The organism is Pseudomonas sp. 22072 (assembly GCF_052046095.1).
In the GTDB taxonomy this organism is placed as follows: Bacteria; Pseudomonadota; Gammaproteobacteria; order Pseudomonadales; family Pseudomonadaceae; genus Aquipseudomonas; species Aquipseudomonas paracarnis.
Genome location: NZ_JBQEQE010000017.1, coordinates 73,124 through 97,437, shown reverse-complemented (window position 1 = coordinate 97,437; position 24,314 = coordinate 73,124). Strand labels below are relative to the sequence as shown.

The window sequence follows — 24,314 nt, the reverse complement described above, 5'->3', positions numbered from 1 at the left end:
CCACTGTCATGGAGAAACTTATGTCGGTATCGATGTTGGATACACCCGTCTCTGCTTCAGCAACGTCTGACCTTCCACCGGCCAAGGTCGACATTAAAGTCGCTAACGAGGCTGCGGCTGCGCGTTCTTTCAATGGCCAGAATGCTGCCCATGTTAATTTCCAATCCAGGGAGAACAAGGACGGGCCGGTATTTGGTAGTCCTCAGGCGCCGACCACCGCGGCTGACGCGCATGGGCGTCACCACAGCCCGCAGGGGGCGCAGAGTTTGCTGAGCCAATTCAAGCAGTGGGTCGGTCATTGCTTCAGCGGACATCGGCCGCCCACGCATCCTGGTTGTGAACATCGGCCGCCAAGGCCGAACCCAGGTTGCAGCAACCCGCCCCCCAGACCGAATCCTATTGAGAGCAATCCTCCACCACGACCGGACCCCACCGCAGGTCGACCGTATCCGCCCGCCCCCGGCAGGCCGGATCCGCAGTACGCGTTGAAGAACCGCGAAGAGTTGGCCCAACAACTGCTCGACAACTTCAATGCCTTCAGAGACCCGAAGAAGCCTGGCTACGTCAGCGTTGACAGCATTCTTGCGATGGCGAAAAGAGGGTGGTCGCCTAATCCCGTCATGAACGAGAACATCCGCCTGGCCAATGAGCTGCTACGACGTCCGGAACTGATGGCAGCGATGGATAGGCACAGTTCCACCGGCGCCCTGGATGGTCTTATCGACCGGCAAAAACTGAATATGGTGATCAAAGGAGAGAACTACTTCAAGTACAAGACTGACAAGGAACTGGCCGGTGAGCTGCTTGATCATTTCGACGAGTTGAAGAAAAGGAGCGGGGGCTCAAGCCTGAAAATCAGCGAACTGAAAGAGTGGGCGCGCAAGCCGCTCACTGGCGATGCAGCCAAGGATCATCTGATTCAGTTATCCCAGGAAATACTCACGCGCAGTGACGTGCTCGAAAAAATGGATAACCACCTCAGTAAAGACGGCGATGGGAAGATCAGCCGTAGAGGGCTGTACTCGTTGTCCCGCTGACCGCTCTTGCGGCGCCACCTTTTTGAGGTGGCGCCAGTTTTATATGTTTCAAGGAACGAATTATTCCCGGTTGCCACATAGGTGGTACCTGCGGTAGTGATTTGGCATGCCGTTTTTTCAGCTTTCGAATGAGGGAAAACATATGACTTCAACCTCGTTTAATTCCCCCAAACCTGGCCCTCTCGAGCTTTTGCGCAACACCCAGCAAGCGAGTCTGGCAATGCCAGAGGAGTGCGCAGCGTCGCAAAGTCTTCCCTTTGAGTCGACCGAATATGAGGCCGAGGCGCGGCGCATGAAGGCTTATGCCGGCGAGCGCAAATTCCAGGCGCCCGTTTCGGATGATTTTTCCCGGGGCCTGCTGGCGGAGTTGCAGACGCCGGGGGCCGGTGGCGATTCATTGAAAGACACCGGCTTGATCAACAGCCTGGCAGGCTGGTGGCGTAGGCGAAAGCTGGATGAGGGTGGTTGACCACGGTTTTACATATTGTCATTGGTATTAGCCTTTTACTCGGAACTGTCGAGCCCATCCAACCACACATGAGGTACCTGCCTGAGGAGAGTCTATTCGTTGATTTTGCCCATCACGGCACAGACCACCCAGCGGATATGCATCTGAAAAGAGTTGGAGAAAACCCATGACAATTAAGGGTGCAGTACCTTCCGGCCGGCCGCTTCCTCCCGACAGGCTGGCCGCACAATCAACCACTCCACCACCGGTCTGCCAATCTGAAACCTGGTATGAAGCCCCATCCGCGCCCTCGGCTGGAGGCTCGCACAAACCCTTTCTCTTGCGTGGGACCTTATCCGCTCTGCGCTATCGAGACTTGCAGAACTCCCCCGTTGAGCGGGCCAGTGGTTCCCTGCCAAGTGCAACTACAAAGGATAGCCAGTTGGCAAAGGCCTTGGAAAAATCCTTCGGCGCGGTGCACCCGTTTCTGAATGACGGGCGCTTGACTTGGACGTCCTTGAAGCGGATCGCTGCTCAACCGACGGGTGAAAACGAGGTGTTGGACAACGCGATCCAGGTCGTCAGAGAAATTCTCAAACGCCCTCGGCTAAGCGACGCTATCTTCAGCCGTGATGGCGATATCACACGTGACAGCCTCAGTGCGGCTGCCCAGACCTTGCAGGGCAACAGCTCTCCAAGTGTTTTCAGCCAGGATCCGTTTCATGCCCAAAGCAATGCACAGGTGGTGCAAGCGCTGCAAAGCCAGTTTGCGCACCTGCGAGACGAGACCATGGATCGAACCTATCTCTTTGAAACGCATCAGTACGTTGAAATAGCCAAGCTTCGGTCGGTTATGCAAGACCCGTATGAGGTAGATCAACACGGCGCGCCTGTGCTGGATACGTCTACAGGCATGCCCAGGTCCCAATACAGCGAGCTCAGTGTCTACACAGCGAAGAATATTCTTGACCGTCCGGGTTTGCTGTCGTCATTACAGCGAGCCAATGGCACACGACTGTTTGGCCCGCCTCATAAGGACGGTTGGCTCAGCAACAAAAGCCTCGAACGTTGGCGGGAGCAGGACGATGCTCGCAAAGCGCGTTGAAGCTTGGACTCATACCTTGAGGATTTTTCCACTGATGGCTACTGCCGCCAGCAATACCGCGATCAGGATGAACGCAGTACTCAAGCTGCTGCCATGGGCGATAAAGCCAATCATGGCGGGGCCGGCGAGAATCCCGGCGTAGCCCAATGTGGTGATGGCAGGCACTGCGATGTGCTCTGGCATCACCGTTTGCTTACCCACGGCGGTATACAGTACCGGTACGATATTCGAACACCCTGCACCCACCAGCGCGTAGCCGAGCAGCGCCGTTTCCCACGTTGGCAATAGGGTCGCGAGGAGCAAGCCGGCACAGGCCAGCGCGCCACCGATCACGATTACGCGAGTGGGGCCCAGGCGTCGAACAATGGCATCGCCGGTCAGGCGTCCAGCAGTCATGGTCAAGGCAAATGCCGCGTACCCCAGGCCGGCGTAAGCCTCATCCAGGCCGCGCTCGGCGCTGAGGAACACAGCACTCCAATCCAGCACGGCACCTTCAGCCAGGAATACGATGAAACACAGGCAACCGATAAACAACACCACGCCATGGGGCACTGCAAATGCCGGTCCCGAGCTTTTGCTGCCATAAGGCAACAAATGCGGTGCGGCTTTCAACAGCGCCGCCACCGTGATAACGACGACCACCAGAGTCGCCTGCAATGGCGACAGGCCCAGCCCCAGCAAGCCCGCAACCCCCGCTGCGCCGACAATGCCCCCCAGGCTGAACAACCCGTGAAAGCCCGACATCATGGTTTTGCCACTGGCGCGCTCAACGATCACCGCTTGCAGGTTGACGGTGGAGTCCACGGTGCCCAGGCCCGCGCCAAACAGGAATAACCCCGCGATCAACAGCGGGATCGAACTGACAGTGGCCAGCATCGGCAGGGCCAGGCAGATCATCAGCGTCCCTGCGGTGAGCACGCGTCGGCAGCCAAAGCGAGATGCCAGCACGCCCGCAGCGGGCATCGCGATGATCGACCCCACCCCCAGGCACAACAACAGCAGGCCAAGGGTGCCTTCATTCAGATTTGCACGCGCCTTTGCGTACGGCACCAAAGGTGCCCAGGCGGCGATACCGAAACCTGCGATAAAAAAAGCGATGCGGGTCGACATCTGCTCCAGCCGCCCGGGAACCACGGGGGCAGGGGTGGGAATGGCAGTCATGAAAAATCCTTGGTTTGGCGTTCAACGAACGATGTCCGGCGCGACATCCTTGCACATCAGGCCCTCTCGAGCGAGCTGGGTTCCTTTTGTTATCAGGATTAAAAGCGCAGATTGCGAGCATTTTTTTTACAAAAAATGGAACGCTTTGGCGTGGGGTAACCACGTAGGAATGGTCGAACCTGTAGGAGGTGGTCCGGAAGGTGTGTACTCCCTGCAGGAGTGGCTGAACCCCAGGTTCTTGCAGTGGCTTACTGCCTTTGCGCCCACCTCCCACAGATCGACCGTTCTGTAATACGCTGCTGTCCCGATGGTCGATAAGTGAGCGGACGAACCGATGAAAAATCTCTGGCTGGCGTGGTCATGACTCGGTTCTACGATGCACGCGGAAATATCTATGGGGTGGTCAGCCCGGCCCATTTGCGCGGTCTGGGTATCGATGTGCCCGACAACGCCCGCTTGGCTGCAAGCACGCGCGAGATGTGGGCCGCATCGGCCATTGCGTCCGAATGTGGCTGGGGTGCATTACCACCACCGACCGGTGCAAAGGCGTATCGCTGTGATGGTTTGTTAGTCGGGCCATTTCAAGCACGGCCACCGTTTGATCTGCTGATCATCAATACCGACAGTTCTCTCGCCGAACGCAGTGGTAATGGCCTGACCATTTTTGCCCAGGCGTTAACCGACCAGGGGTTAATGGTGCACGGTAGCGAGTTGCGGGTGTATCACGATAAGCCGGATGCGGTATCGCCCGTGATCACCTATGTCGAGCCGGCGAAGCATGAACAGGTGCCAGGCTTCTGGCTGGCGTTGGGCAGGCCCGAGTTTGGCCCCTTGGCGGTGGGGGCGGTCGGTGTGAGCCCTGTGGTCGCGGCACATCATGAATTCAGCCGCGTGGCGGCATTGGCGTCGATCAATGCGCAATGGGGAAACAGCCAATTTGTCCGGATAGGCAACCCTCATTGTGTGACGCTGGTTGAGCATGTGTCGGCGTTGCCGGTTAATGACACGATGCACCAGTTGGCACTTTTCAATCGGTTGAAGGCCATCGCTTTTGCACCGCCGGCAGGGTGCGGGCAACTCTGTGTTGGCGGGGTCAACCTGCAATGGGTTGCTCGAGACGCTGGCAATCGAGTCATCGCGCGCGTATTTGAGCGAGGAGAGGGGCCTACGGCGTCTTCGGGGACCAGCGCCAGCGCAGTAGCATGCGCGGCATGGCGCGCGGGTTGGATTGAGGGTGACGACGTAACGGTGGTGATGCCGGGTGGCACGGCGCCAGTGCGATTGCAGACCGAGTCTGGAAATGTGCTGAGTGTGAGTCTTTTCGGGACGGCGCGACTAATTATGTAGATCTCGGAACAGCAGGTGCCTTGAATTAGTGTCAGTCGTTTCCTTAAAGCTTAGTTGTAAATAGACAAGCAACAGTCCGCGTTTTCTGTTTGTTATGGAAAGTATTAATATTTTGTAAAAAGACACTTCCATCCTCGTTGTACGAAACTTCTTTTTTATTCGGTGCGGGCCGAAAATCGCCTGAAATCGCTAAGCTTGAGCATGTTCAGGTGCTTTTTTTCCAATCCAGTTGGCGTTGGCGAAAGAGAGTCGTTCAATCGAAAAGTTGATGGCGGGTAACAAAGGATGGTTAACAAGTTTCTTTCGTCATGTTTCAAATTGATCCTTTCAGAAATAAATACAGATCTTCAGGTAGTAGCGTTCAAAGGCAGCGAAGCCCTCGATCAACCTTACTTCATACAGGTGCAGTTAGTCAGCGAAGATCCTTCTCTTGACCTGGAGGCATTGCTTCATAAACCCGCCTATCTGGACTTCGGGGAAGCAGGGCAGGGCCTGCATGGGCACGTCTACGCCATCGGTCGGGACGATCCCGGTGCGCGACTCACCCGTTATCACATCACGCTGGCTCCACGTCTGGCATCCCTTGCCCATCGTTGCGACCAGCGGATTTTCCAGCAGCGCAGCGTACCGCAGATCATTGCGACGGTCCTCGAACACCACGGCATCTTCTCTGACGCCTATGCCTTTGAACTCGGGCCGGTGGTGTATCCGCCACGCGCGTTTTGCGTGCAGTACAGGGAGTCCGACCTGCATTTTATCCAGCGGCTGTGTGAAGAGGAGGGCATCCACTATCACTTTCGTCACAGCGTGGACAATCATCTGCTGGTGTTCGGTGATGACCAGACAGTATTTCGACGGTTGCCGGTGCAGCGGTATTGCTCGTCGCCTGATCCGGTGCTCCAGAGCCGTGTTGTACAGCGCTTCGACCTGCGATTGGAGACGCGCAGCCGGCGCACTGTACGCCGTGACTATGACTTCGAGCACCCTTCATTTCGCCTGCAAAAAGAGGCCGGTGCCGTGCAGGCGCAAACTTTGGAAGACTATGCCTACCCTGCCGGTTTTAAGGGGCATGCGCGCGGCGCGCAGCTGGCGCGACGCGGCCTGGAGCGTCACGAGCGTGATCGCCACAGGGTGTTGGGCAAGAGCGATCAGCCGGCATTGCGCAGTGGTCACTTCCTTGAGCTATGTGATCACCCCGACCCACTCTGCAACGATTTATGGCTGCTGACTTCGGTGCGTCATGAGGGTTACCAGCCGCAGGTGTTGGAGGAGTCGATGGTTGAAGCCAGTGGATTCCAGGGCTATCGCAACCGATTCACCGCGACACCCTGGCGTGCAGTGCATCGACCGGCGCTCAAGCATCCCAGGCCAACGATCAGTGGCAGCCAGACCGCGACGGTAACCGGGCCTGCGGGCGAAGACGTGCATTGCGATGCCTATGGTCGGGTGAGGGTGCGCTTTCATTGGGATCGTGTGGACAACCGCGAGGGGGCGAGCAGTTGCTGGCTGCGCGTGGCGTCCGGTTGGGCGGGGGACGGGTTTGGTGCCATGGTGATTCCACGGGTAGGCATGGAAGTGCTGGTGAGCTTTCTGGAGGGCGACCCGGACCACCCTCTCGTCACGGGCTGCCTACCCAATGCATCACACCTGCCAGCCTATCCCTTGCCGCAGCACAAGACACGCAGCGTGCTGCGTAGCCGCAGCTCACCGGATGGCGGAGGGGCTAACGAGTTGCACGTTGAAGATCGACGCGGCGAAGAGCTCATCTACCTGCACGCCCAGCGTGACTTGGAACAACGGGTGGGTCATGACAGTCGCCTGGAGGTAGAGGGCGATAGCCTGACTCGCGTTGGCCAGAGCCTGGTGTTCGAAGCTGGGCAGCGGGTTCACCTCAAGGCGGGTGCCAGCCTGGTCATTGAGGCCGGTGCGCAACTGAGCTTGATGGCTGGCGGGGAACACTTGGTGATGCAAGCGGGCAGTATCTCAAGCAGCAGGCCCCTTACCCAGGCCGGTTCGTCGGTCGCAAACAGTTCGGCGAGCCCGGCTTTGTTCGCTGGCGCGCAGTTGTCGGCAGTGCAAAGCGTCGTCATGGACTTGGCCAGGCAACTGGGCGCGGACTTTTGCCCCCTGTGCGAGCGCTGCCGCGAAGGCCTGTGCGATATCACGCAGAGGGCGGCTTGATGGACAGCTTGCCTCATCGTTGGATGGCCCAACAGCTGCAGAACGGGCACCGATTGTGCCTGATAGTGGAGGGTAGCGACGAGACTCGCCAGCCTCTATTGACAGGTTGCGCCCCGTCGCACTATTGCAATCTCTATAGCGACACCGCCGCGGCGGAGCTGGCGGGTTCTGGCCCGATCATCCTCTTGCTTGAGCAGATCAATGAACCCGCCCTGGCTGATCTGTTGCAACGCCCCGAGTCAAACTGGGGGTGGCTCGCGAGCTTGTCGGCTACCGACTTGGCGGATGTGGCGCGCCATTGGCGCGAAAGGCTGCTGATAGGGCCAGAGGGCCAGCAGGCGCTTTACCGCATTCACGACAACCGCACCTTGGCCCGCGCCCTGGCCTATCTGGCCAAAGAGCATTGGCCGGTCTACCTCGGGCCGCTGATCAGTGTGTGCTATTGGCACGAAGGCCATTGGTGCCATCACGAAAACCCTGCACCGGGCGATTACCCAGCGCCTCTGCTCCCGCCTTGGCTCGATACACCCAACCCCCAGGCCGAAGCCATCCTGAACGTCAATATCCTGCGTTACCTGTTGGCGGAACACAGTGAAGACCTGGCGGCATTGGTCGAATTCCAAGACCCAAGGATTTGGCTGGCCCAGGTACTGGCGCAGGCGCGCGCTTGGCAATGGCGGGAGCCGGAGAAGCTCGAATTTCTGGTGGTGCGTCGTTTGGCAGAGGCGACCCGAAGCAGTGTTATCCATTGGCAGCCGAGGGCCGGCGAGGCGCCAGGGGAGCATTTTGAACGGGTGGTGGAGCAGTGGCACAGGGAGGTAGGGAAAGGTGAATAGGTGGATAGGGTGGGTGTTGCTGGTTGTTGCGGCTGCGTGGCTTTCGGGGTGTACGGGGAGGACGGTGGAGCGTTTTACATTGGAGGTGGATTTGCCGGCGCAATTTGAACTTAAAACGGCTGCCAACTACCGGCCCGCAACGGGTGAGACCTGCACCTTGCCTCGGCGGCGAGGCAAAAGACCTGAGCGGAAAGTCTTTTTTACAGACTACAAGCCTGTGGCGAGCAGTGTGAGTTACGAGTTGCCACTGACTGAAACGGTAGAAGGATGTCCGTTGGTCCTGCGCAGCGTGGAATTTGACTTCTATGCGAAGTGGGGGACGCGGAGTACGGATGTGGGCGGGAATTTCGGGAGTATTTCCATTCGAGACCGTTTGGAGGCCGACCTGCCTGGGATGCCCGAGTCGGGTGTGCAGGAAGTCCTTGGGCAATGTAAGTGGCACTTTCGGACGGTAGGGCCTTTGCATGCGATTAGAAAACTCCTGATCTGCAATTCATTGGATTCGATGGGCAAGTTGCAAGAGTCGCGGGTAGGGGGCGTTGTACAAAGAGATCAACTGCCGGGGAAAAAACTCAAGGTTGTGTTGAATTTGACTGATGAGGAACGACCCGCCTTTGACGATAATTGGATAAATGTTCCAGGTGGATGGAAGCGATGTAGGGGTAAGAACTTTGCCGATCGGGACGCTTATTGCAACGGCAATACCACCGACTTTAAACCGATAAAAATGCCGGATGGTCGCATTTGTAATATTTATCCATCGTGTGAGTAATAAGGAGTAGGCCATGTATTTGGACGCAAGGAAGCGACCCTTTTTCAGTGACAGCACGCCAGCTTGTTCATTGCGAGGGCAGTGGGTGAGTTTTTGCTTGGTCGATGAAACTGGAGTTGGGGCGACGTACGGCGGCCTGTCGTATACGGTCCGCGACAGCGCTGGACGAGAGTACAAAGGTAGATTGAACGAGGAAGGATTCGCCAAGCTAAAAGACATTTACAGCGGTCCTGTGGTCCTCGTTTTTGACGATTTGTATTCAGGAACCGAGCAGCCATATCGTCGGTTAATGATGCGGCCGACTTATCAGCTACCTATCACCGAGCTTCAATTTCGTGCTGAGCAAACCAGATTTGCTTCGGTCGATGGACGTCGTATTGAAGCCAATCCCGCTCAACATCAACCCAACAGATTTTATCAAGTCGAAGTTAGAGATTTAGTTCGTCATGTTGCCCATTTGCCTCCGACAACGCCTCGAGTCCACTCTCCCAAGCGTCACGCACTGAAAATGATGGCCGATCTGGGCTTCGGCCCCCCTCAGCCTTCATTGGTGGGTATCGTACTGTTCCCCAACAAGCACACCGTTCTGGAAGTGCGACCACTACGGGCCTTACGCCCCATCTTATCCACCGAAGACGGCTTCTGCGCCCTTAACCTATACCAACTGGCATTGTTTGCTGCGTTGAGTTACTGCGATTTTGGACAGGCCCCCGCCGAAAAACCATTAGACGAAGTCCGGTTTCCGTTGGATCCGAGCGTTGGAAATTTATTCGCTGAACAGCTTTCGGTGTATCACGAAGCCTGGCGAATTGATCCGAAGCAATCACACCGGTTTTACCCGATCTACGAAGATATTCCTTACTCCCGGCGTTTCGAAATCCTGCCGTTCGATCCCGTGTTGTATCCCCAAAATCGCCCGGAACGAAACGAAGAGCAGGAGCATCCCGCACGTTTGCACTTTTTCGATGATGAAAAATTCGGTACTGACACCCAGGCCTTCATCACCCACCACGATGAAGTCATCCTGATCTCTGTGCGAGGAACGGTCAGCCGTGCCGACGCATTACGTGACGCCGACGCCCATCAGGTGGCCTTCGAAGGCGGTGTTGGAAAAGCCCACGATGGTTTTTACCAGGCCTATCGGGCGCTGCGTAATTTCGTATTGCAATATCTTGATCAGTTTCACACCGGCCAGCGCATCGTAATGTGCGGCCACAGCCTCGGCGGCGCCATAGCACTGCTGTTGGCAGAAGGACTGCGCCGAACCCCAGACGCCCATTACAACATCCTGCTCTACACCTACGGCGCCCCCCGCGCCGCCGACTCTGAATTTACCGCCGGTGCCTCTTCCCTGGTCCACCACCGCATCGTCAACCACAACGACCCCGTCCCCAGCGTCCCGGCGCCCTGGATGAATACCACCGCCAAGCTCTGGATTCCCGGGGCCATCACGCTATTCAGCAACCCCGTACCCGGTGGCCTGTTGTTCGCCGCAGGGCTGGTGCGCGTGGGTGGTAACCCCTATCGACATCATGGCGAGCAATATCATTTCATGCCGATCACGCTCCCGGATGGCAGCCATTCTTCGGTGTTATGGAAGCCTGGCTGTGAATCCCTCCAAGAAGCGGGTTGCAACCGCGCATTGCAACTGCAGGGCGACATGCCCGACCGCGATAATTTGCTGAGGCAGCTGTTTCAAGCCGACCAGCACTTCATGACCACCAGCTACATCCCCGCGGCGTGGGCGACATTGCGCCGCTGGCAACAAACCCTGGAGAGTGAGGGCTCGTTGGTGACCCAGAGGGAATTCGAGCTGCTCGACCGGGCCTTTGAAGACATGCGCGAGCAACTACGGACCAAGCGGCGTGAACTTGCTCTGCGGCGCCCTGCCAATGATCGTAGCCATGAACCTACTGATGCCTTGAACGCAGAGATCGACCGTTTGCACACCAGCCGCGAACGCTTGGCAAGCCTGCGCTGGCGTCGCCTGCAAGCCCGCGATGTCTACGGCAGCCATGCCTCTTCTGCACGTCTGCAAGCGAGCCTCAAGCGTTGGTTCCGCCATTGCGAGAATCGTGAGCCGGCCCAATTCACCAGCGTTCCGCCGCCTTCCCACGATGAACAGGTACGGGTGCAAACGTTGGACATCGACTCAGTCGTCTAACCCACGCGGTTACATAAACTCTACCTGTGCCGGTTGCCGTTTCATCAGTACCTTGCCGCTGCGAATCGAGTACAACGGCAGGCCCTGGCTACGTATGACTTCGTAGTCGCTGTCGGCCGACAGGATCAGCAGGTTGGCCGGGCGACCTGCTTGCAACCCATAACGATCGCCCAGGGCCAGGGCTTTGGCACTGTTGTCGGTGACCAGGTCCAGGGCGTTTTGCAAATTGCGGTAACCGAGCATATGGCAGATGTGCAGACCGGCCTCCAGTACTCGCAGAATGTTGCCGTTACCCAGCGGGTACCAGGGATCGACGATGGAATCCTGGCCGAAACACACGTTCATGCCGGCCTCAAGCAGTTCGTTCACACGGGTGACACCACGGCGTTTCGGGAAGTTGTCGAAGCGGCCCTGCAGGTGGATGCTTTCGGTGGGGCACGAGACAAAGCTGATGCCGGAGTGTCCTAGCAGGCGAAACAGCTTGGCGCAGTAAGCATTGTCGTAGGAACCCATGGCGGTGGTATGGCTGGCGGTCACGCGGGCACCCATGTCGCGGCTGCGGGCTTCTTCCGCGAGGACTTCGAGAAAGCGTGAGTGGGGGTCGTCGGTTTCGTCACAGTGCACGTCCACCAGGCAGCCAGTGCGTTCGGCCAGATCCATGAGGAACTTCACCGAACTCACGCCTTGGTCGCGGGTGTATTCGAAGTGGGGAATGCCACCGATCACATCGGCACCCAGGCGAATGGCTTCTTCCATCAACTCACGACCATTGCGGAATGACTCGATGCCTTCCTGGGGAAAGGCGACGATTTGCAGGTCGATCAGGTGGGTGCTCTCTTCACGTACCTCCAGCAGGGCCTTGAGTGCGGTGAGGTCCGGGTCGGTGACGTCGACATGGGTGCGCACATGCTGGATGCCATGGGCGGCGAGGGCCTGAATGGTTTTTTTGGCCCGGGCCTTGGTGTCTTCCAGAGTAATGGTGGCCTTGCGTTCGCCCCAGCACTCGATGCCTTCAAACAGCGTACCGCTCATGTTCCAGCGCGGCTCGCCGGCGGTGAGGGTGGCGTCGAGGTGGATGTGGGGCTCGACAAAGGGCGGTATGACCAGGTTGCCGGCGGCGTCCAAGTCGCCGGCCATCAGTGTGGGCGCTCCGGTTTGCGCAGTGATGCTGGCGATCCGGCCATTTTCCAGGTGCAGATCATGCAGGCCTTCACGGTTGCGCAGGCGGGCATTGATGATGTGCATGGGCAAGTTCCTCTTGGCTAAAAAATCAGGCAGACAGCCGCCAGATCCTCAGGACGATACCGATGTCCAGGCGGTCATGGCGCGTAGTATGGCGCTGAGCAGCACATAGGTCAGCGATGCGGCAAAAATTCCCACCAACGGCGCGACCCACGGCGAGTTGAACGCGACCACGGTACCCACCCCATACGCGATCAGACCTGGCCAATTGAATGCCGGTAAGTGAGCCTCTGCCAAGCGCGGATATTGGCCGCGATAGCGATAGAAGAAGTCCGCCATGATCACGCCTCCTATCGGCGGGATGACCGTGCCCAGCAGGATCAGGTACGGCACCAACAGGTCGTACATGCCGAACAAGGCGAGCAGGGTGCCGATCACCGCGCCGGCCAGGGTCACGCTCTTGCGACGCTGGGTACGCAGCAGGTTGCAACCGGCGACGGCGAAGTTGTAGATGGTGTTGTCCTGGGTGCTCCAGATATTGAGCAGCAACATCGCCATCGCCGCCGTGGCGAAACCTTGCAGCAGCAAGACTTCCACTACATCCGGTTGCTGATAGACGATGGCGCCATAGGCCCCGATCAGCACCATCAAACCATTGCCGACAAAAAAGCCGATCAGGCTGGCCAGCACCGCAACCTTGGCCGAGCGCGAAAACCGCGTCCAGTTGGTGGCCTGGGTTGCCCCGCTGACAAAGGTCCCGAACACCAGGGTGATGGCGGTGGACAAGTCCAGCTCAGCGCTGGGCACCACCGCCAGCAGCCCCTCCAGCCCGCCGACCTTTACGGTGGCGACCCACATCGACAGCAGCAACAGGAGCCCCATGGCCGGCACCGCGATGTAGGACAGGATTTCCAAGCCGCGATACCCCACGTAGGCGGTGGCGCAGAACAGTAAGCCAAATACCACCATCAGCCCCAGCACACTGCCCTGGCTCAATTGGAAATACTTGCCCAATACCACTGCTGCCGTGGCTGTGCCCCAGGCATACCAGCCGATCTGGGTAAAACCGAGGATCAAGTCACTCAGCTTGCTGCCCACTTCGCCAAAGCAGAAACGCCCCATCAACACCGAGTTCAAGCCGCTCTTGAACGCGATGTAACCCAAGCCTGCGGCGTAGATACCCAACAACAGGTTACCCAGGGCCACGACGCCGAGCATGTCGATGAAGCTGAACGCCACCCCCAGCTTGCCGCCGGCGAACATGGTCGCGGTAAAAAAGGTGAACCCCAGCAACACCATGGCCGTAGAGGCCAGACCCTTGCGCGCGTGCAAGGGGACTTCGCTGAGAGGGTAGTCGTTGCCGGGGTCTTGTTGCGTCATGGGGGCTGCTCCCTGAGTGGTGACCCAGGTCGTGTGCATCCTGCGTGCCAATGCAGGTGCAGGCAGGTATGCGCTGACGTAGTAAGCCCTTTATAAGGCCGCCTCCTCCCAATCAGCGCAAAAGCAGTGCAGCGGTGAGCCAAACTGGCTCAGTCGATCGGCGTCTGTGCGGGTTTTCCTAATGGATCAGCCCGCCGCTTCGAAAAAAACACCTACAGTTGGCAATGCCAGCCAATTAAGAGCTAGAGCGAACAAACAGTGACCTGTGGCGAGGGAGCTTGCTCCCGTTGGGCTGCGTAGCAGTCCCATCTTTTGGGGCNCGCGACCCAGCGGGAGCAAGCTCCCTCGCCACAGTGACATTCCCCGCAGGTGGTCTTTTCAACACTCGATCACTTACTCGCCGCGATAAATGCACCCACTGGTGCAGGTCTCGTGGATACGGATCGCACTGAGTTCCGGCAACAAGGGTTTCAGTTCATTCCAGATCCACTTGGCCAGCACTTCGCTGGTGGGGTTTTCCAGGCCGGGAATGTCGTTGAGGTAGTTGTGGTCGAGGCGTTCATACAGCGGCTTGAAAATCGCCTTGATCTCCGAGAAGTCGCGAATCCAGCCGGTATGGGGATCCAGGTCGCCGCTCAGGTGGATGGCCACCTTGAACGAATGCCCATGCAGGCGCCCGCATTTGTGGCCTTCCGGTACGTGGGGCAGGCGGTGGGCGGATTCGAATGTAAATTCCTTGAAGATTTCCACGGTATAACCTGTAGGGCAGGGTTTTAAAGGGCTCTGTGCGATTGTCAGCTTTTGGTGTACTGATCAATGTACTGATTGGTCGTTGCTGGGCGTAATTGAGGTCATCCATTCAGCGATTGCCGATTGGCGCCAGGCGACCGAGTTGGGGCCTATTCTAACCTGTTTTGGGAATGTGCCCTCCCTGATCCGACGATAAACGGTATTCCGCCCCAGGCCGGTCGTATGGAGCACTTCATCTAGGCGCAGGAAGCGATCGATGTTCTCTGCTCTGTTCATGGCTCTTTCCTTGCGCCCACCGTGGGCCGCGCTGTCTTGATGATGTGGATTGCCAGGCCGAAGCTGATCAGCAGCCAGGCGCATGTGCCGGCGAAGGCGTAGAGCAGTGCGTCGGTGGCGCCTATGCCGACAAGGCCGGGCCCGGCCCAGAAGAACCAGCCGAGTGTTCCTGCCAGGTACAGCAAAGCGCCCAGCAGTATCAGGGTTAGTTTCATAGCGAACATGGGGTGTGTCCTAGCCGCGCGAGGCGGCATATAGGGGATTGGAGTGATAGCTTTCTGCCTATCTTTCAAACAGGACCGAAGCGGTGTACAAAAGGGTTCAACTTAGTTCGTGATGAGGCATGGACGTGTCACACAACTTCGATGCTCCGATAGCGCACGCTTACCGGGGCCACGTGATGTTTCTCAAGTTCGACTGGCGTCGCCCGAACGATCAGAGCCCTGTTGCCGCAAAGATCATTGAGCCAGCACCCATCAATGGCTTGGGTGAGGTTGCTGCAGAGTTGTTGGGCCCTTGGCCTGACTATCCGGCGGCACTTGATGATGCGATGGCGGCAGCTGAACGATGGATCGACAGTCAGTTGCCCTGATTCCGCTCACCGGCAGGCATGTAGGGGGATTGGGGTTAGGGGTTCTTGCGTTCTGGCGGGGATGGCGGGAATCCAAAGTAGTGCAGGCGCTTTCCGGTGTAGCCGCATTCGCTGCAACCCGTGGACGGGCCACAACTGCAGCCACCCTCGCACCCACAACTGCACCCGGAACAGTTCAAGGTGCAGCAGCCGTGCTGTTCCACCTCGCCGTCCCGGTTGATTGAGTAGTGGGAGCGACGGTCAAGCCGGAAACCGGTGATCTTTCGGCGTCCTCGTAGGTGGCAGACTCCACGCGGAAACCGTACTGGGCTGTTGGGTCATCAACGATCCGGCGAACAGTTCTCATGGCCTGGGCCCCTTGTAGATGAAGACGTAGGCGAACCAGAGGGTGGCGATCATGGCGTCACCCGGCGGAAGGAAACCACCCAGACCCACGGGTTGGCGCCCCAGTCGCCGCCGACGGACGACCAGAGCAGCTTGAACGATTTGCGCGGATCAGCGCTGTACGTATCAATCCCCTCGACGTGCCACCAATCACCCAGTTCGGCATGATCGGTGTAGAGCCGCACGCCCTCGGCCTTGGCTTGCTCCTCGGTGATGTCCTGCAACCGCTCGACGCGTACTCCGGTGATCTTCAGCAGGATGCGGCTGGCCCAGCGAGGCATGTGGATCGACGGCTTCCAGGTGGGCTGCTCCTGCTCGTACGGCGCCAGGTCATCAGCGGCGTACACCAGCTTTCCGTTCTCGCGTGACTGATCAAGGTCATGCATGTCGGAAGGTTGCAGGTATGGCCCGTTCTGGACCTCGAAGTGATCGCAGTACCAGGTCTCGCGCACCCACAGCCGGTCGCCCGGCTGTCCGAACGGGCAAAAGTCGTTGTAGTAACCAATGCTGTTCGGGTGCAACGGACCTTCGCTCGGAAGTTCGTGGCACTCGCCGAGCTGAACGCCGTAGCCGATGTTCTTCAACGCTTGCGCATTCAGCGCCCGCCGCGTGACCGTCTTCCGGCCTTCCAGGATGGCGCGCACCATTGGCGCCGAGAACAGGATGGGGCGTTCCTTTATTTCAGGCATGACTTCGTCCTCGCCGCTATAGCGGCTGACTTTGAAGGGGGAAGGGTAGAGGTTTTGCGGGTGGAGTACGGATGTACTCTTTTCAGGGTTTGGCGTTCAGTACGGCGTCGATACGCTCATTCATGCAGTGGTACTTCCAGGCATCCTGTGGCGGGTCGCTCATCAGCATCACGCCATGGTGCTGGCGCGCCTCACGCAACAACCCCACCGACACGTCCGCCCGCTCATCCGCTGCGGTCAGCAGGGCTTGCAGGACGTCGACCTTGTTTACTGCCCGGTCGTATTCGCCCTTTACTTGGCCGGCCTCGTTTCGCAGGGCGTCACGCTCGGCGGTTACCCGGTAGAACTCGGCGGCCATAACGACATCAGGCCCGTGCGGGTCGTAGCCAATCGTCGCGCCTGCCGCTGAAAGCATCGTCACGACCTGGTATCGGTGAACTTCGGACACAGTAATTTCCTTGCCGGGCCATGCCCGGGCGGTGGAGTGGGGGAGTTAGGCGGCTGCGAGGTATGCTTCGATAACTCGCTGTCCGGCCAGCGGCGGTACTGCGTTGCCCGCCATGTGCATGGTCAGCCGGTGGTTGTCAGGTCGCAGGGTATTGGCCGGGAATGACTGGGCGGCCAGAGCCTCATTTGCACTGAGCATTCTCATCTCGTCGCCGCGTACCAGCGCCCACCGATCCAGCGTGGTGATGGTGCCGATGGGTCTGCCCATGTCTCTGCCCGTGAGCCCAGATCCTTTGCCGTAGTAGGGCATGATGAACTGATCACCGAAGCGATCCCTGCCATTGGCCACGCGTGCAAGAGTTGCCGTGGCGCGTCCTGGCTTATCTATGAGCGACCATTTTCCAGAATTGAAATCAAGGAAGCTGGTGGCTGGCACATGCTCATGCCGTTGTATTTGGAGCATCAGTGGCGCCCTGCTGCGGGTCAGCACCAGAAACAGGCGAATACGATGCTGGGGAACGCCAAGGTCGGCGCAGTCGACGATATGCGGTGCAACCTGGTAGCCAAGAGCCTGAACAGCTGCGAGCCAGGCTGGATATAGCGCCCAGTCCATGAACTCGGCCACGTTCTCCAGTATCCCGCCTTCAGGTCGGTGAAACTCAAGCGCAGAAACAACCGCCCAGGCAGTAGAGCGGCTGGCGTCGTGCTGTGGATTGCCCGATGACTTGCCCCGCGCCTTTGAATGGCCCTGGCAACACGGAGATGCCAGAAGCAAATCATGCTTGGGAACTGTTTCCCACTTGGCCTGATGAAGGTCTTGGCAGACATGCTGGGTGCCTGGGTGGTTGGCGCTGTGCCATTTGACGGCCTCAGGCCAATGGTTGGCAGCCCAAAGAACGTCAACGCCGGCAGCGCGCGCACCGGTACTCCATCCGCCAAGCCCGGCGAATAGGTCAATTGCTGTATGCATAGGGATCCTCGCCGGCTGGCGCTGTTCAGTGATATAGGGTATTACGGGTGACCGGCATGGAGCCGGATCAAGGAGCGGAGAGTGTCATCAGCTTTTAGATATTCAGGTCAGAGATACAACGATTCTTTATTGGCGCTTGGAAATGTCCGGATCGGAACACTTCATGACTTTAGGAGTACCGAACATAAAGGCGGCATCGCCGATGTAAATGAAGGAATTAAAAGCGTCTCTCATGATATTCCATATTTTAATAGCAGAGATGTTGGCAGCGCGCATCGTGAAGCTATAAAGCAATTCAAACTTATTGACTTTGATGACTCAGATGGAATTAGTTTGAAAGATATTCGTATGATTCAAAAATTTGATCATCCGAATTGTTTTGTACATTGTGTTTCATCTGAATATTCAAGGAGTGTACTTGCGCAGTTCGATGGAGCAGATTCTTGCGTTGAGATCGTGGACTTATTTAATTTCTATCGGCGACTAACGGAAACGCTAAATTTGCATGTTCCAGTCGTCCTCTTAGGGATCGCAGAAGTACGGTACATGCCGCGCGACGAGGAGTGGAACGGTCTGAACTGGGGGGCTCATCCAGCATTGATAAAAGAACCAAGTTTTTCAAAGCAATGCGAAATCAGAGCAATTTGGCAACCTAAGTTCAGCGGGGAAATAGCGCCAATAGTAATTAATGACACAGCTCTAATTAACTTCTGCAAGAGAAAAAAACTGCCCTAATCCAATGTATCTTTCCCTTCTATAGCAATCTAGGCGCGCCGAACCTTGAAATGCATCATCGCCTTGATGCTGTGGCAGTAATCCTGAAGCCGCTCATAGGCCTTGTATCTCGCTTGGCTGCGAGTGGCCGCCCAGACCCTGACCAGGTCTTCGCGGGCTTCCCGGCTCCAGTCGAGGTCTTCCCAGTCATGCCTGAACGGCAGGACCAACCACTCTTTTAGCGGCAGCCTCTCGGCCATTTCGCCGTACTGCATTTCGTGGGTCGGATGGTAATTGCTGATCCTCTTCTTTGGGTCTTCGTCGAGCACCACGCCGATGTAGTGGCCGCGATCCGCCAGGATGATGCCAGGCTTGCCGTAGGCGATGACGCGGCGGCCGATTTCGGCTGGCACCTGATAGTGCTGCCGAACGTATTCGCAGTTGTAGTCCATGGATTATCTCCAGTCAGGCGCCGCCCTCCGGGTTACCGGATGCAGCGAGTAGGGTGGGTTAAGCGGGTTCGATGATCTCGTCGCCGGGGTCTTTCTGGATGGCGAGTAGGCTTTTATTGCGGAATTCCCGCGCCACGTTTTGCGATATCTCGATTTCGTGGCGCGGTGGATTTAGTAGTGGCTGGCACTTCGCGGAGCCCATCTCGTGCAGGTGATGAATCATCAGCGTCATCGCCTCGCCCTGCTCAGTAATGCCTGACCACTCCATCAGGTCGGCCAGGGCCTGCCGCGTACCGGGGCGAACCCTGAGCCTCAATTCCTCTTCGGCAAGCGCCACACGCTTTCTTGCAGACTTGGCCGAGCGTTCTTTCTGCGGTACTGCTGCCATGGCCTACCTCTTCTATTCCGCTGGCCGGCAGTGCTAGCCAGGTTTGTCGTTTGCGCTGCTGGGTGCGGGCTATGCGGCGCATGAGGTGCTCCCGCGCCGGGCCTTCGGATAGTCGATGCCGTGGGCCGCGACGATCCGCTCAAAGGCCTTATTGTTGATGGCGAGCTTCCCGCAGCACTGGCGCCGTGTGATTCCCAGTTCCAGGAATGCACGGATGCGCTCGGCGTACTTCGCGTCGCGCTCACCCATTTGGTCTCGGCGGTAGTTGTTGTTCGCACCGCCTCGCTCCGGCTTCTTGAACGTGATGTCGTTCATGGTGGCGTGCTTGTAGACGTTGCGGCGACTGATGCCAAGTGCGGCGGCGGCCTCTGTTTGGGTGTGCGTGGCGCTCAGTTGGCGCATGTACTCCACCAGCTTTAGCCTGGCCTGCTCCCGAACATCTTCCCTGTCCAGGGGCAGGGGAGCTGCTTCAACCCTGCGCCGAACGAACGGCTTGGGCGCTGGAGGCTCTTGAGGTACGTAGACGACCGGTTTCGGTGGTGGCGGCGGCTTTATTTCCTCTATCTCACCGCCGGCCGCTACAAACTCAGCGACCTGGGCGGCCAGCTCGTTCGAAGACTTCCGAAGGCGTTCTACTTCGTTCTGTAGGATGCTGATCATGACTACCTCACTTGATGCGGATCGAACTATCGCCGCGCTCCAGGTGAGCCCAGGTTGGTTCTGGTAGAAGTTCGTGTTCGGCGTCTTCACCGGCTGCCATACGCTTGCGCACAGCCTCGTTGTGCTCGCGGATTTCCTTGAGCTTGGCGGCGATGGCCTTCTTGTCCGGCGTGATGCTCGACTTCACAGCGGTCAACTCGTCCGGAACAGCGTCTTCGTTGTCTACGATCACCTTCTCGCTGCCCATCGCCAGGGTGATGGTGAACAGCGGGCGCTTGATCGACTTGATGTTTGCGGCCTCCATGTTTCGGCGCAGGTAGTCGCTGATCTGCGACACGCTGTTGGACTTGATCCGCTTGAGTTCGGCCAGGCGCTCGATTTCGTTGTCGATGGCCGTCACGTCACTTTCGATGTTGCGGCGCAGCATGACGATGTTGTCGGCCTTGTCATTGAAGTCGCCTTGCACTTCGTCCATGGCATGTTGAAGAGCCTCTTTCAGGCCCTCATCATCGGTGTCGGCCATGGCCTGTAGCTCGGCGAGCTTGCCGGTGAGTGCGTAGAGCTGAGTCATGCTGCTGCCTCCGTGCCTTTCTCAAGGCTGGCTTTGCGCTCTTCGAATGCGCGAGTGATGCGGGCAATGAACGCGGGCTCATTGCGGCGAGTGGCTTCGCGGATGTATTTCACGTTCAGGTTTTTTAGCTCGTACGCAGTGACTGCCTTTCCGATGGTCTCAACTGCCGAGGCGAGCCAGTCCACGCGCTCCTGCTTCTGGCGCAGGATCTCGGCGTCCTTGTCGTCGGCGTTGGCGATCGCTTCCTCTTCCTTGAGTTGAGTGACGTACTCGTCGTCGTCGAACAGGCCAAGGAATACGTCGGCACTGAAACCGAGCATAGAAAGCGATTTCTTGATGGCGTCGGTCAGCGACTTTTTCGGCGCCTCGCCGTCGGTGGTGGTGCCGAACTTCGACTTGTAAAGGTAGCGGGTGCAGCCGTACTGTTCGATTTCGCCGCGCTTGCCGTCGAGGTCGAACCAAAACTTGATCTTGATCGTGTGGTTCAGCTCAAACCCAAGCGATGCACGCTTCTCACCCTCACCAACGAACATCTCCGCACCGGGGTCGAAGCGCTCTTCCACAACCGACCAGCCGAACCCAATACCGACAGGACCGAAAATCTCGGTCGCCTTCATGATCATCGCGGTGCCGTTGAGGCTGGTGATCTTCTGCCCGCCTACTTCGGCTTTTTTGGTGTGACTGGTATCGGTCTTGCTGACCTGATTCCAGATCTGCATGTTTTTATCGGACATGACTATCTCTCCGCGCCACCGGAGAGGGGCGCTGTGAAGGGGGGTTATTGGGTGGCTTTGGCGATGGCGTAGCGGCCTTTGACCCAAGCGTCAATGGACTCTGGTAATACGTCGCGACGATCACCCATCCACTCAATGCACATTTCCAGCGCCTTAAGAAGGTCCGGCGATGCAGCGAACAGCTTTGCGTTGGCCTGTTGCTGTTCCGGCGTTTCGGTCGGCCCGACAGCGGCCACTTCCTGAATCGTCGAGCCGCGCAGTCTTGCTTCAACGTAGATCGTTCCGCCGTGCGGGCAACTGGTGAAGAACGGCCCTGGCGTGTGTTTGACTTCGGTCATGTCGTTTACCTATTGAGTGATCGTCCCGGCGTGTGCGCTGAGCAGCATCCAGGTCGTAAAGAATGCGAGTGCTATGGCAGACCCGCGCCAGAAGCAGTAGCGCTTGGCTCTTTGGTAGGAGGTCATGGCTGCGACTGCTTGCGGTAGCCAGCGTCATAGAGAAGAGCAACCGGGCATGGACCAAGATAAGGCGCCTTCCACCCGATATCGGCCCGCATCGCTTCGATATTGGCAGCTCGCTCATCTGCCGCGATCTGCTCGGGTGTTCGGACAGGTCGAAAGCATCCGTATGCGCCTTGAGCGACCTGCAAATATTCGAACTCAGGAGGCGCATAAAAGGTGAATGCAGCCACCTCAAAAGAACCGCTCATAAAGTGGGCTATAACCGTTACTTGGTCGCCAACACGCGGATCCGTCGGCATGGTTTCCTCTGGATTGAACCCGGCAAACTCGCATACTGTTCCAACAGGCGGCAGGCCTTCGCCGGTCCACGGCCTTTCCTCATAAGCCCACACGTCAAGGTAAGCGCAAAGCGCTGAGCCATCACAAAACTCGCCACGTACCCGGTTTTGCTCATGAATCACGCTTTTAACAAAGGTAACTCTCGGGAAATGGATATTCCCAACACAGGCGACAAGCGCGCCTACGCAGTCTTCTGGTGCACCACTCCAATCAACAATCATGCTTTCACCTCATAAGCGACAGTCCACTCACCACACATGCAGGCCCGGCCGCTCCAGGCGTGAACGTTCGGGATTCCCGCGTCATGAGCCAGCGATAGGGCACCCAGCCACTTGGTGTGGGTGAAGGCCAGGATCATGCGGTCGGCGGGCAGCTCTTCGATTTGCTCGTCGATCAGCGATTTCAGGATTGGCGTGGTCATGCGGCGGCCTCCTTGAGCTGCGTATTGCGCTCGACGAACTTGGCATCCAGCGCATCGCGGTAACGGTTTGCGGTAGGGGAGTCGACCAGATCGGCGAACTCGGCCATTTCGATCATGCCCATGACGAAGGTGCGATCCGGTACCGGCGTGCAGGACTTCTTCATCTTGGCGATTTCCAGGCCCAGGCGGGCGAGGGCGGTATGGGTATTCATAGCTCTTCGTCCTCGGCCTGTGCGGCCAGTGCATCGTCAGCGAGGGGCCGAAGTAGGGCCTCTGCAATTTCGCCAAGCTTGCCGAAGGGGTGGTCGCTGTGGCCCAGCAGTTCGGCGGTCGACTCTTTGTCGGCCCGGCCGCAGTTGTTGGCAATCAGTAGCCAACCGAGCGCCGGTGTGCCGACCTCAAAGTTCGCCTGCCGGGCGTTCGCCAGTTCATCCGCCGCCAGTGCCAGTTCAGCGACCGTGACGGCCTGAGGCCTGCGCAGGCGCCGCTGGAGCTTCACATCCTGACCGAAGCGCACCAGCTGCTCCGTGGCGTTGTACAGCCACTCTTCCCGCGCAAAATCTCGAGGTGTTTCATTCACCGGAGGCGGCAGACGGTTATCGAATTCACTTTGTGCAAGCGCTGTTGCGTTCATGGTCGCCTCCAGGGTGGCGTTAGTCGGTGTAAGCGATGTACTTGAATTTCCCTTTCCCGAAGTGCTCGAAGCGACCACCGAAGGTGCCAATCACCAGCTTTTGCACTTCTTCCCGGGGGGTACCTTCGGGATAAACGCCCTCGCAGATCTGCGATGAATTGGTGTGTGATTTGATCCGGTAGTCGATTTTTGTCGGGTCAAGTGGCCTTGGCTCCCAGCTCCGATAGTTGCCGGTGGTCTTATCCACGTTGACGATGAAGTCATTGATAATCTCGTCGTCCGCCTCATCCCATTCGCATGCATCACAGAAGTGACGCGGCGCCGTACAGGCGGAGCAGGGCGGGCTGATATGGCAGCTGCAGTTTTCTGCTTTGCGCATTTGGATGACGCCTTTGCAGCCGTTGCGGCGGCAGGTATCGCCTTCGCAATATCCGAAATCGCTCATCACGACCTCCAGTGTTTGGGGTTAGGCGGCTACCGGCTGATTCATCAGTTCGGCGTAGGCGTTGAGCGCTTCTTCGCGGGTATCGCCGAATGCGTAATTGGCCGACGACTGCAGGTTTTCAAACCCTTCGCCTACCACGCACCACGCACTGCCATCCTTCATCACACGGATGGCCCACCAAGGCTTCTGGAATCCGTCAGTGCGGCAGGTGTTGCAGGCCCAGGTGCCGCCGTAGACGAAGCCGGTCTGCTTGCACTGGCCGTGGGGGAATGGGTGGATGAAGTAGATCTGGCCGGAGCGGATCATTTCGTCCGCTTTATCCCAGCCCTGTCCACGCTCAAAGCGCGCATAGCCGTCAGCCGTGGCATTGCGCTCAACGCCATGCACGCGTGAATTGAAGCCGCCGAGAAAATTGCCGCTGAGCAGGCTTGCGTCGAAGATTTGGTCCGCCATGCGGATACGGTTCGTTTGCTGTTTCATGGTCAACTCCGATTGTTGGTTCACCTGTATTCGTTAACACTCATTCCTCCCGCTGGTTGCCGATGGGCGCGGGGGAGGAGTGCTGACGGGTATAGGCGGGAAGGGTGGAAGCCGCTTACGGCGGCAAGTCGGCTTGCTCGTGGCTCACTGCAAGCGGGTGATTGAAAGCCCTGCTACCAACAGGGGTGCCTTTCCTTGCTGCCGATACCCGGCAAGGCTGGTCGAGATATCGTCTAGTCAGTGCTCTAACACTGACTTCACAGATCGGCTCTGTGGGTTGATGCAGGTGGGCGG

Annotated in this window: 31 protein-coding genes; 10 read left to right on the top strand and 21 right to left on the bottom strand. The window is 58.1% G+C overall.

The genetic code is table 11. The annotated features are described in order from the left end of the window. Positions 1-20 precede the first annotated feature (20 nt). The 3 genes from ACTJLA_RS18435 to ACTJLA_RS18425 all read left to right on the top strand — a co-directional run bounded on the left by ACTJLA_RS18435 (position 21) and on the right by ACTJLA_RS18425 (position 2,590). On the top strand, positions 21-1,037 hold the full coding sequence (locus ACTJLA_RS18435) for a type III secretion effector protein (protein WP_169918900.1): 1,017 nt from the start codon (positions 21-23) through the stop codon (positions 1,035-1,037). A 220-nt stretch (positions 1,038-1,257) separates the two neighbouring features. Further along, entirely contained in the window at positions 1,258-1,506 is a 249-nt protein-coding gene (locus tag ACTJLA_RS18430; protein WP_229999849.1) for a type III secretion protein, read from the top strand. Between the two features lie 421 nt (positions 1,507-1,927). Next, positions 1,928-2,590, top strand: a complete 663-nt coding sequence (locus ACTJLA_RS18425; RefSeq protein WP_230633825.1) for a type III secretion effector protein — start codon at positions 1,928-1,930, stop codon at positions 2,588-2,590. A 9-nt stretch (positions 2,591-2,599) separates the two neighbouring features. Here ACTJLA_RS18425 and ACTJLA_RS18420 read toward each other — a convergent pair whose 3' ends face one another. Then, complete coding sequence (locus ACTJLA_RS18420; RefSeq protein WP_034125817.1) at positions 2,600-3,751, bottom strand: MFS transporter; 1,152 nt, start codon at positions 3,749-3,751, stop codon at positions 2,600-2,602. A 360-nt stretch (positions 3,752-4,111) separates the two neighbouring features. On the opposite strand from ACTJLA_RS18420, the gene ACTJLA_RS18415 reads away from it, so the two are divergent. From ACTJLA_RS18415 to ACTJLA_RS18395, 5 genes are all read left to right on the top strand, one after another. Next, entirely contained in the window at positions 4,112-5,098 is a 987-nt protein-coding gene (locus ACTJLA_RS18415) for a diaminopimelate epimerase (protein WP_072448703.1), read from the top strand. Between the two features lie 285 nt (positions 5,099-5,383). Then, entirely contained in the window at positions 5,384-7,279 is a 1,896-nt protein-coding gene (gene tssI / locus ACTJLA_RS18410; RefSeq protein WP_314551464.1) for a type VI secretion system tip protein TssI/VgrG, read from the top strand. Beyond that, complete coding sequence (locus ACTJLA_RS18405) at positions 7,279-8,115, top strand: DUF4123 domain-containing protein (RefSeq protein WP_060764295.1); 837 nt, start codon at positions 7,279-7,281, stop codon at positions 8,113-8,115. Before tssI ends, ACTJLA_RS18405 begins: the two co-directional genes overlap by 1 nt. Further along, on the top strand, positions 8,108-8,887 hold the full coding sequence (locus ACTJLA_RS18400) for a hypothetical protein (RefSeq protein ID WP_374956622.1): 780 nt from the start codon (positions 8,108-8,110) through the stop codon (positions 8,885-8,887). Before ACTJLA_RS18405 ends, ACTJLA_RS18400 begins: the two co-directional genes overlap by 8 nt. A gap of 13 nt (positions 8,888-8,900) precedes the next feature. Next, positions 8,901-11,051: a lipase family protein gene (locus ACTJLA_RS18395; protein WP_314551459.1), complete on the top strand. Its 2,151-nt coding sequence runs from the start codon at positions 8,901-8,903 to the stop codon at positions 11,049-11,051. 9 nt (positions 11,052-11,060) lie between these two features. Here the strand turns inward: ACTJLA_RS18395 and codA are convergent, their stop codons facing one another. The 5 genes from codA to ACTJLA_RS18370 form a co-directional block, all read right to left on the bottom strand. Continuing rightward, positions 11,061-12,296, bottom strand: coding sequence for a cytosine deaminase (gene codA / locus ACTJLA_RS18390; protein ID WP_314551456.1), 1,236 nt, complete (start codon positions 12,294-12,296; stop codon positions 11,061-11,063). Positions 12,297-12,344: 48 nt separating this feature from the next. After that, positions 12,345-13,613 carry a cytosine permease gene (gene codB / locus ACTJLA_RS18385; protein ID WP_186527811.1) on the bottom strand — a complete coding sequence of 423 codons (1,269 nt, stop codon included), beginning with the start codon at positions 13,611-13,613 and terminating at the stop codon, positions 12,345-12,347. Positions 13,614-14,006: 393 nt separating this feature from the next. Further along, positions 14,007-14,363 (bottom strand): 6-carboxytetrahydropterin synthase QueD, encoded by a 357-nt coding sequence (gene queD / locus ACTJLA_RS18380; RefSeq protein ID WP_003190259.1) that lies wholly within the window; start codon positions 14,361-14,363, stop codon positions 14,007-14,009. A 63-nt stretch (positions 14,364-14,426) separates the two neighbouring features. Next, a complete protein-coding gene (locus ACTJLA_RS18375) occupies positions 14,427-14,639 on the bottom strand; it encodes a helix-turn-helix transcriptional regulator (RefSeq protein WP_044483140.1) in 213 nt (70 codons plus the stop codon). Further along, positions 14,636-14,863, bottom strand: a complete 228-nt coding sequence (locus ACTJLA_RS18370) for a hypothetical protein (protein WP_440841824.1) — start codon at positions 14,861-14,863, stop codon at positions 14,636-14,638. Before ACTJLA_RS18370 ends, ACTJLA_RS18375 begins: the two co-directional genes overlap by 4 nt. Positions 14,864-15,039: 176 nt before the next feature. Between ACTJLA_RS18370 and ACTJLA_RS18365 the strand changes: the two genes are divergently transcribed. After that, a complete protein-coding gene (locus ACTJLA_RS18365; protein WP_229999514.1) occupies positions 15,040-15,231 on the top strand; it encodes a hypothetical protein in 192 nt (63 codons plus the stop codon). 395 nt (positions 15,232-15,626) lie between these two features. Here ACTJLA_RS18365 and ACTJLA_RS18360 read toward each other — a convergent pair whose 3' ends face one another. The 3 genes from ACTJLA_RS18360 to ACTJLA_RS18350 form a co-directional block, all read right to left on the bottom strand. Beyond that, a complete protein-coding gene (locus ACTJLA_RS18360) occupies positions 15,627-16,304 on the bottom strand; it encodes a hypothetical protein (RefSeq protein WP_440841823.1) in 678 nt (225 codons plus the stop codon). Positions 16,305-16,386: 82 nt separating this feature from the next. Next, a complete protein-coding gene (locus tag ACTJLA_RS18355) occupies positions 16,387-16,752 on the bottom strand; it encodes a hypothetical protein (protein ID WP_440841822.1) in 366 nt (121 codons plus the stop codon). A gap of 45 nt (positions 16,753-16,797) precedes the next feature. Beyond that, entirely contained in the window at positions 16,798-17,721 is a 924-nt protein-coding gene (locus ACTJLA_RS18350; RefSeq protein ID WP_060765654.1) for a DNA cytosine methyltransferase, read from the bottom strand. A gap of 81 nt (positions 17,722-17,802) precedes the next feature. On the opposite strand from ACTJLA_RS18350, the gene ACTJLA_RS18345 reads away from it, so the two are divergent. Next, a complete protein-coding gene (locus tag ACTJLA_RS18345; protein WP_440841821.1) occupies positions 17,803-18,456 on the top strand; it encodes a hypothetical protein in 654 nt (217 codons plus the stop codon). A gap of 29 nt (positions 18,457-18,485) precedes the next feature. Here ACTJLA_RS18345 and ACTJLA_RS18340 read toward each other — a convergent pair whose 3' ends face one another. From ACTJLA_RS18340 to ACTJLA_RS18285, 12 genes are all read right to left on the bottom strand, one after another. Then, on the bottom strand, positions 18,486-18,887 hold the full coding sequence (locus tag ACTJLA_RS18340; RefSeq protein ID WP_440841820.1) for a hypothetical protein: 402 nt from the start codon (positions 18,885-18,887) through the stop codon (positions 18,486-18,488). Between the two features lie 58 nt (positions 18,888-18,945). Beyond that, the gene (locus tag ACTJLA_RS18335; RefSeq protein WP_440841819.1) at positions 18,946-19,275 is read right to left on the bottom strand and encodes a hypothetical protein; all 330 of its coding nucleotides are present in this window, start codon (positions 19,273-19,275) and stop codon (positions 18,946-18,948) included. Positions 19,276-19,344: 69 nt separating this feature from the next. Further along, the gene (locus ACTJLA_RS18330) at positions 19,345-19,935 is read right to left on the bottom strand and encodes a hypothetical protein (protein WP_440841818.1); all 591 of its coding nucleotides are present in this window, start codon (positions 19,933-19,935) and stop codon (positions 19,345-19,347) included. A 7-nt stretch (positions 19,936-19,942) separates the two neighbouring features. Further along, positions 19,943-20,506: a siphovirus Gp157 family protein gene (locus ACTJLA_RS18325; protein ID WP_198831662.1), complete on the bottom strand. Its 564-nt coding sequence runs from the start codon at positions 20,504-20,506 to the stop codon at positions 19,943-19,945. Further along, entirely contained in the window at positions 20,503-21,240 is a 738-nt protein-coding gene (locus ACTJLA_RS18320) for a hypothetical protein (RefSeq protein WP_440841817.1), read from the bottom strand. Before ACTJLA_RS18320 ends, ACTJLA_RS18325 begins: the two co-directional genes overlap by 4 nt. A 44-nt stretch (positions 21,241-21,284) precedes the next feature. Next, positions 21,285-21,578 (bottom strand): hypothetical protein, encoded by a 294-nt coding sequence (locus ACTJLA_RS18315; RefSeq protein ID WP_440841816.1) that lies wholly within the window; start codon positions 21,576-21,578, stop codon positions 21,285-21,287. 122 nt (positions 21,579-21,700) lie between these two features. Beyond that, the gene (locus tag ACTJLA_RS18310; RefSeq protein WP_440841815.1) at positions 21,701-22,261 is read right to left on the bottom strand and encodes a hypothetical protein; all 561 of its coding nucleotides are present in this window, start codon (positions 22,259-22,261) and stop codon (positions 21,701-21,703) included. Beyond that, the gene (locus tag ACTJLA_RS18305; RefSeq protein WP_057978960.1) at positions 22,258-22,461 is read right to left on the bottom strand and encodes a hypothetical protein; all 204 of its coding nucleotides are present in this window, start codon (positions 22,459-22,461) and stop codon (positions 22,258-22,260) included. Before ACTJLA_RS18305 ends, ACTJLA_RS18310 begins: the two co-directional genes overlap by 4 nt. Then, entirely contained in the window at positions 22,458-22,673 is a 216-nt protein-coding gene (locus ACTJLA_RS18300) for a hypothetical protein (protein ID WP_440841814.1), read from the bottom strand. The genes ACTJLA_RS18305 and ACTJLA_RS18300 overlap by 4 nt, the downstream gene beginning before the upstream one ends. After that, positions 22,670-23,095, bottom strand: a complete 426-nt coding sequence (locus ACTJLA_RS18295; protein WP_440841813.1) for a hypothetical protein — start codon at positions 23,093-23,095, stop codon at positions 22,670-22,672. Before ACTJLA_RS18295 ends, ACTJLA_RS18300 begins: the two co-directional genes overlap by 4 nt. A 19-nt stretch (positions 23,096-23,114) precedes the next feature. Then, positions 23,115-23,540, bottom strand: a complete 426-nt coding sequence (locus ACTJLA_RS18290) for a hypothetical protein (protein WP_060550197.1) — start codon at positions 23,538-23,540, stop codon at positions 23,115-23,117. A gap of 21 nt (positions 23,541-23,561) precedes the next feature. Next, on the bottom strand, positions 23,562-24,020 hold the full coding sequence (locus tag ACTJLA_RS18285) for a hypothetical protein (protein ID WP_440841812.1): 459 nt from the start codon (positions 24,018-24,020) through the stop codon (positions 23,562-23,564). Positions 24,021-24,314: the final 294 nt, after the last annotated feature.

Excerpts from the sequence above, each read along its gene's own strand:
- ACTJLA_RS18325 (WP_198831662.1), bottom strand. The coding sequence starts at position 20,506 with ATGACTCAGCTCTACGCACTCACCGGCAAGCTCGCCGAGCTACAGGCC.
- ACTJLA_RS18395 (WP_314551459.1), top strand. The coding sequence starts at position 8,901 with ATGTATTTGGACGCAAGGAAGCGACCCTTTTTCAGTGACAGCACGCCA.
- ACTJLA_RS18370 (WP_440841824.1), bottom strand. The coding sequence starts at position 14,863 with ATGTTCGCTATGAAACTAACCCTGATACTGCTGGGCGCTTTGCTGTAC.
- ACTJLA_RS18375 (WP_044483140.1), bottom strand. The coding sequence starts at position 14,639 with ATGAACAGAGCAGAGAACATCGATCGCTTCCTGCGCCTAGATGAAGTG.
- ACTJLA_RS18320 (WP_440841817.1), bottom strand. The coding sequence starts at position 21,240 with ATGTCCGATAAAAACATGCAGATCTGGAATCAGGTCAGCAAGACCGAT.
- codB (WP_186527811.1), bottom strand. The coding sequence starts at position 13,613 with ATGACGCAACAAGACCCCGGCAACGACTACCCTCTCAGCGAAGTCCCC.
- ACTJLA_RS18340 (WP_440841820.1), bottom strand. The coding sequence starts at position 18,887 with ATGGACTACAACTGCGAATACGTTCGGCAGCACTATCAGGTGCCAGCC.
- tssI (WP_314551464.1), top strand. The coding sequence starts at position 5,384 with ATGGTTAACAAGTTTCTTTCGTCATGTTTCAAATTGATCCTTTCAGAA.
- ACTJLA_RS18405 (WP_060764295.1), top strand. The coding sequence starts at position 7,279 with ATGGACAGCTTGCCTCATCGTTGGATGGCCCAACAGCTGCAGAACGGG.
- ACTJLA_RS18360 (WP_440841823.1), bottom strand. The coding sequence starts at position 16,304 with ATGCCTGAAATAAAGGAACGCCCCATCCTGTTCTCGGCGCCAATGGTG.
- ACTJLA_RS18290 (WP_060550197.1), bottom strand. The coding sequence starts at position 23,540 with ATGAGCGATTTCGGATATTGCGAAGGCGATACCTGCCGCCGCAACGGC.
- ACTJLA_RS18310 (WP_440841815.1), bottom strand. The coding sequence starts at position 22,261 with ATGATTGTTGATTGGAGTGGTGCACCAGAAGACTGCGTAGGCGCGCTT.
- ACTJLA_RS18430 (WP_229999849.1), top strand. The coding sequence starts at position 1,258 with ATGCCAGAGGAGTGCGCAGCGTCGCAAAGTCTTCCCTTTGAGTCGACC.
- ACTJLA_RS18365 (WP_229999514.1), top strand. The coding sequence starts at position 15,040 with ATGTTTCTCAAGTTCGACTGGCGTCGCCCGAACGATCAGAGCCCTGTT.
- ACTJLA_RS18315 (WP_440841816.1), bottom strand. The coding sequence starts at position 21,578 with ATGACCGAAGTCAAACACACGCCAGGGCCGTTCTTCACCAGTTGCCCG.
- ACTJLA_RS18350 (WP_060765654.1), bottom strand. The coding sequence starts at position 17,721 with ATGCATACAGCAATTGACCTATTCGCCGGGCTTGGCGGATGGAGTACC.
- ACTJLA_RS18300 (WP_440841814.1), bottom strand. The coding sequence starts at position 22,673 with ATGAATACCCATACCGCCCTCGCCCGCCTGGGCCTGGAAATCGCCAAG.
- ACTJLA_RS18415 (WP_072448703.1), top strand. The coding sequence starts at position 4,112 with ATGACTCGGTTCTACGATGCACGCGGAAATATCTATGGGGTGGTCAGC.
- ACTJLA_RS18295 (WP_440841813.1), bottom strand. The coding sequence starts at position 23,095 with ATGAACGCAACAGCGCTTGCACAAAGTGAATTCGATAACCGTCTGCCG.
- ACTJLA_RS18330 (WP_440841818.1), bottom strand. The coding sequence starts at position 19,935 with ATGATCAGCATCCTACAGAACGAAGTAGAACGCCTTCGGAAGTCTTCG.
- codA (WP_314551456.1), bottom strand. The coding sequence starts at position 12,296 with ATGCACATCATCAATGCCCGCCTGCGCAACCGTGAAGGCCTGCATGAT.
- ACTJLA_RS18305 (WP_057978960.1), bottom strand. The coding sequence starts at position 22,461 with ATGACCACGCCAATCCTGAAATCGCTGATCGACGAGCAAATCGAAGAG.
- ACTJLA_RS18435 (WP_169918900.1), top strand. The coding sequence starts at position 21 with ATGTCGGTATCGATGTTGGATACACCCGTCTCTGCTTCAGCAACGTCT.
- ACTJLA_RS18335 (WP_440841819.1), bottom strand. The coding sequence starts at position 19,275 with ATGGCAGCAGTACCGCAGAAAGAACGCTCGGCCAAGTCTGCAAGAAAG.
- ACTJLA_RS18285 (WP_440841812.1), bottom strand. The coding sequence starts at position 24,020 with ATGAAACAGCAAACGAACCGTATCCGCATGGCGGACCAAATCTTCGAC.
- ACTJLA_RS18420 (WP_034125817.1), bottom strand. The coding sequence starts at position 3,751 with ATGACTGCCATTCCCACCCCTGCCCCCGTGGTTCCCGGGCGGCTGGAG.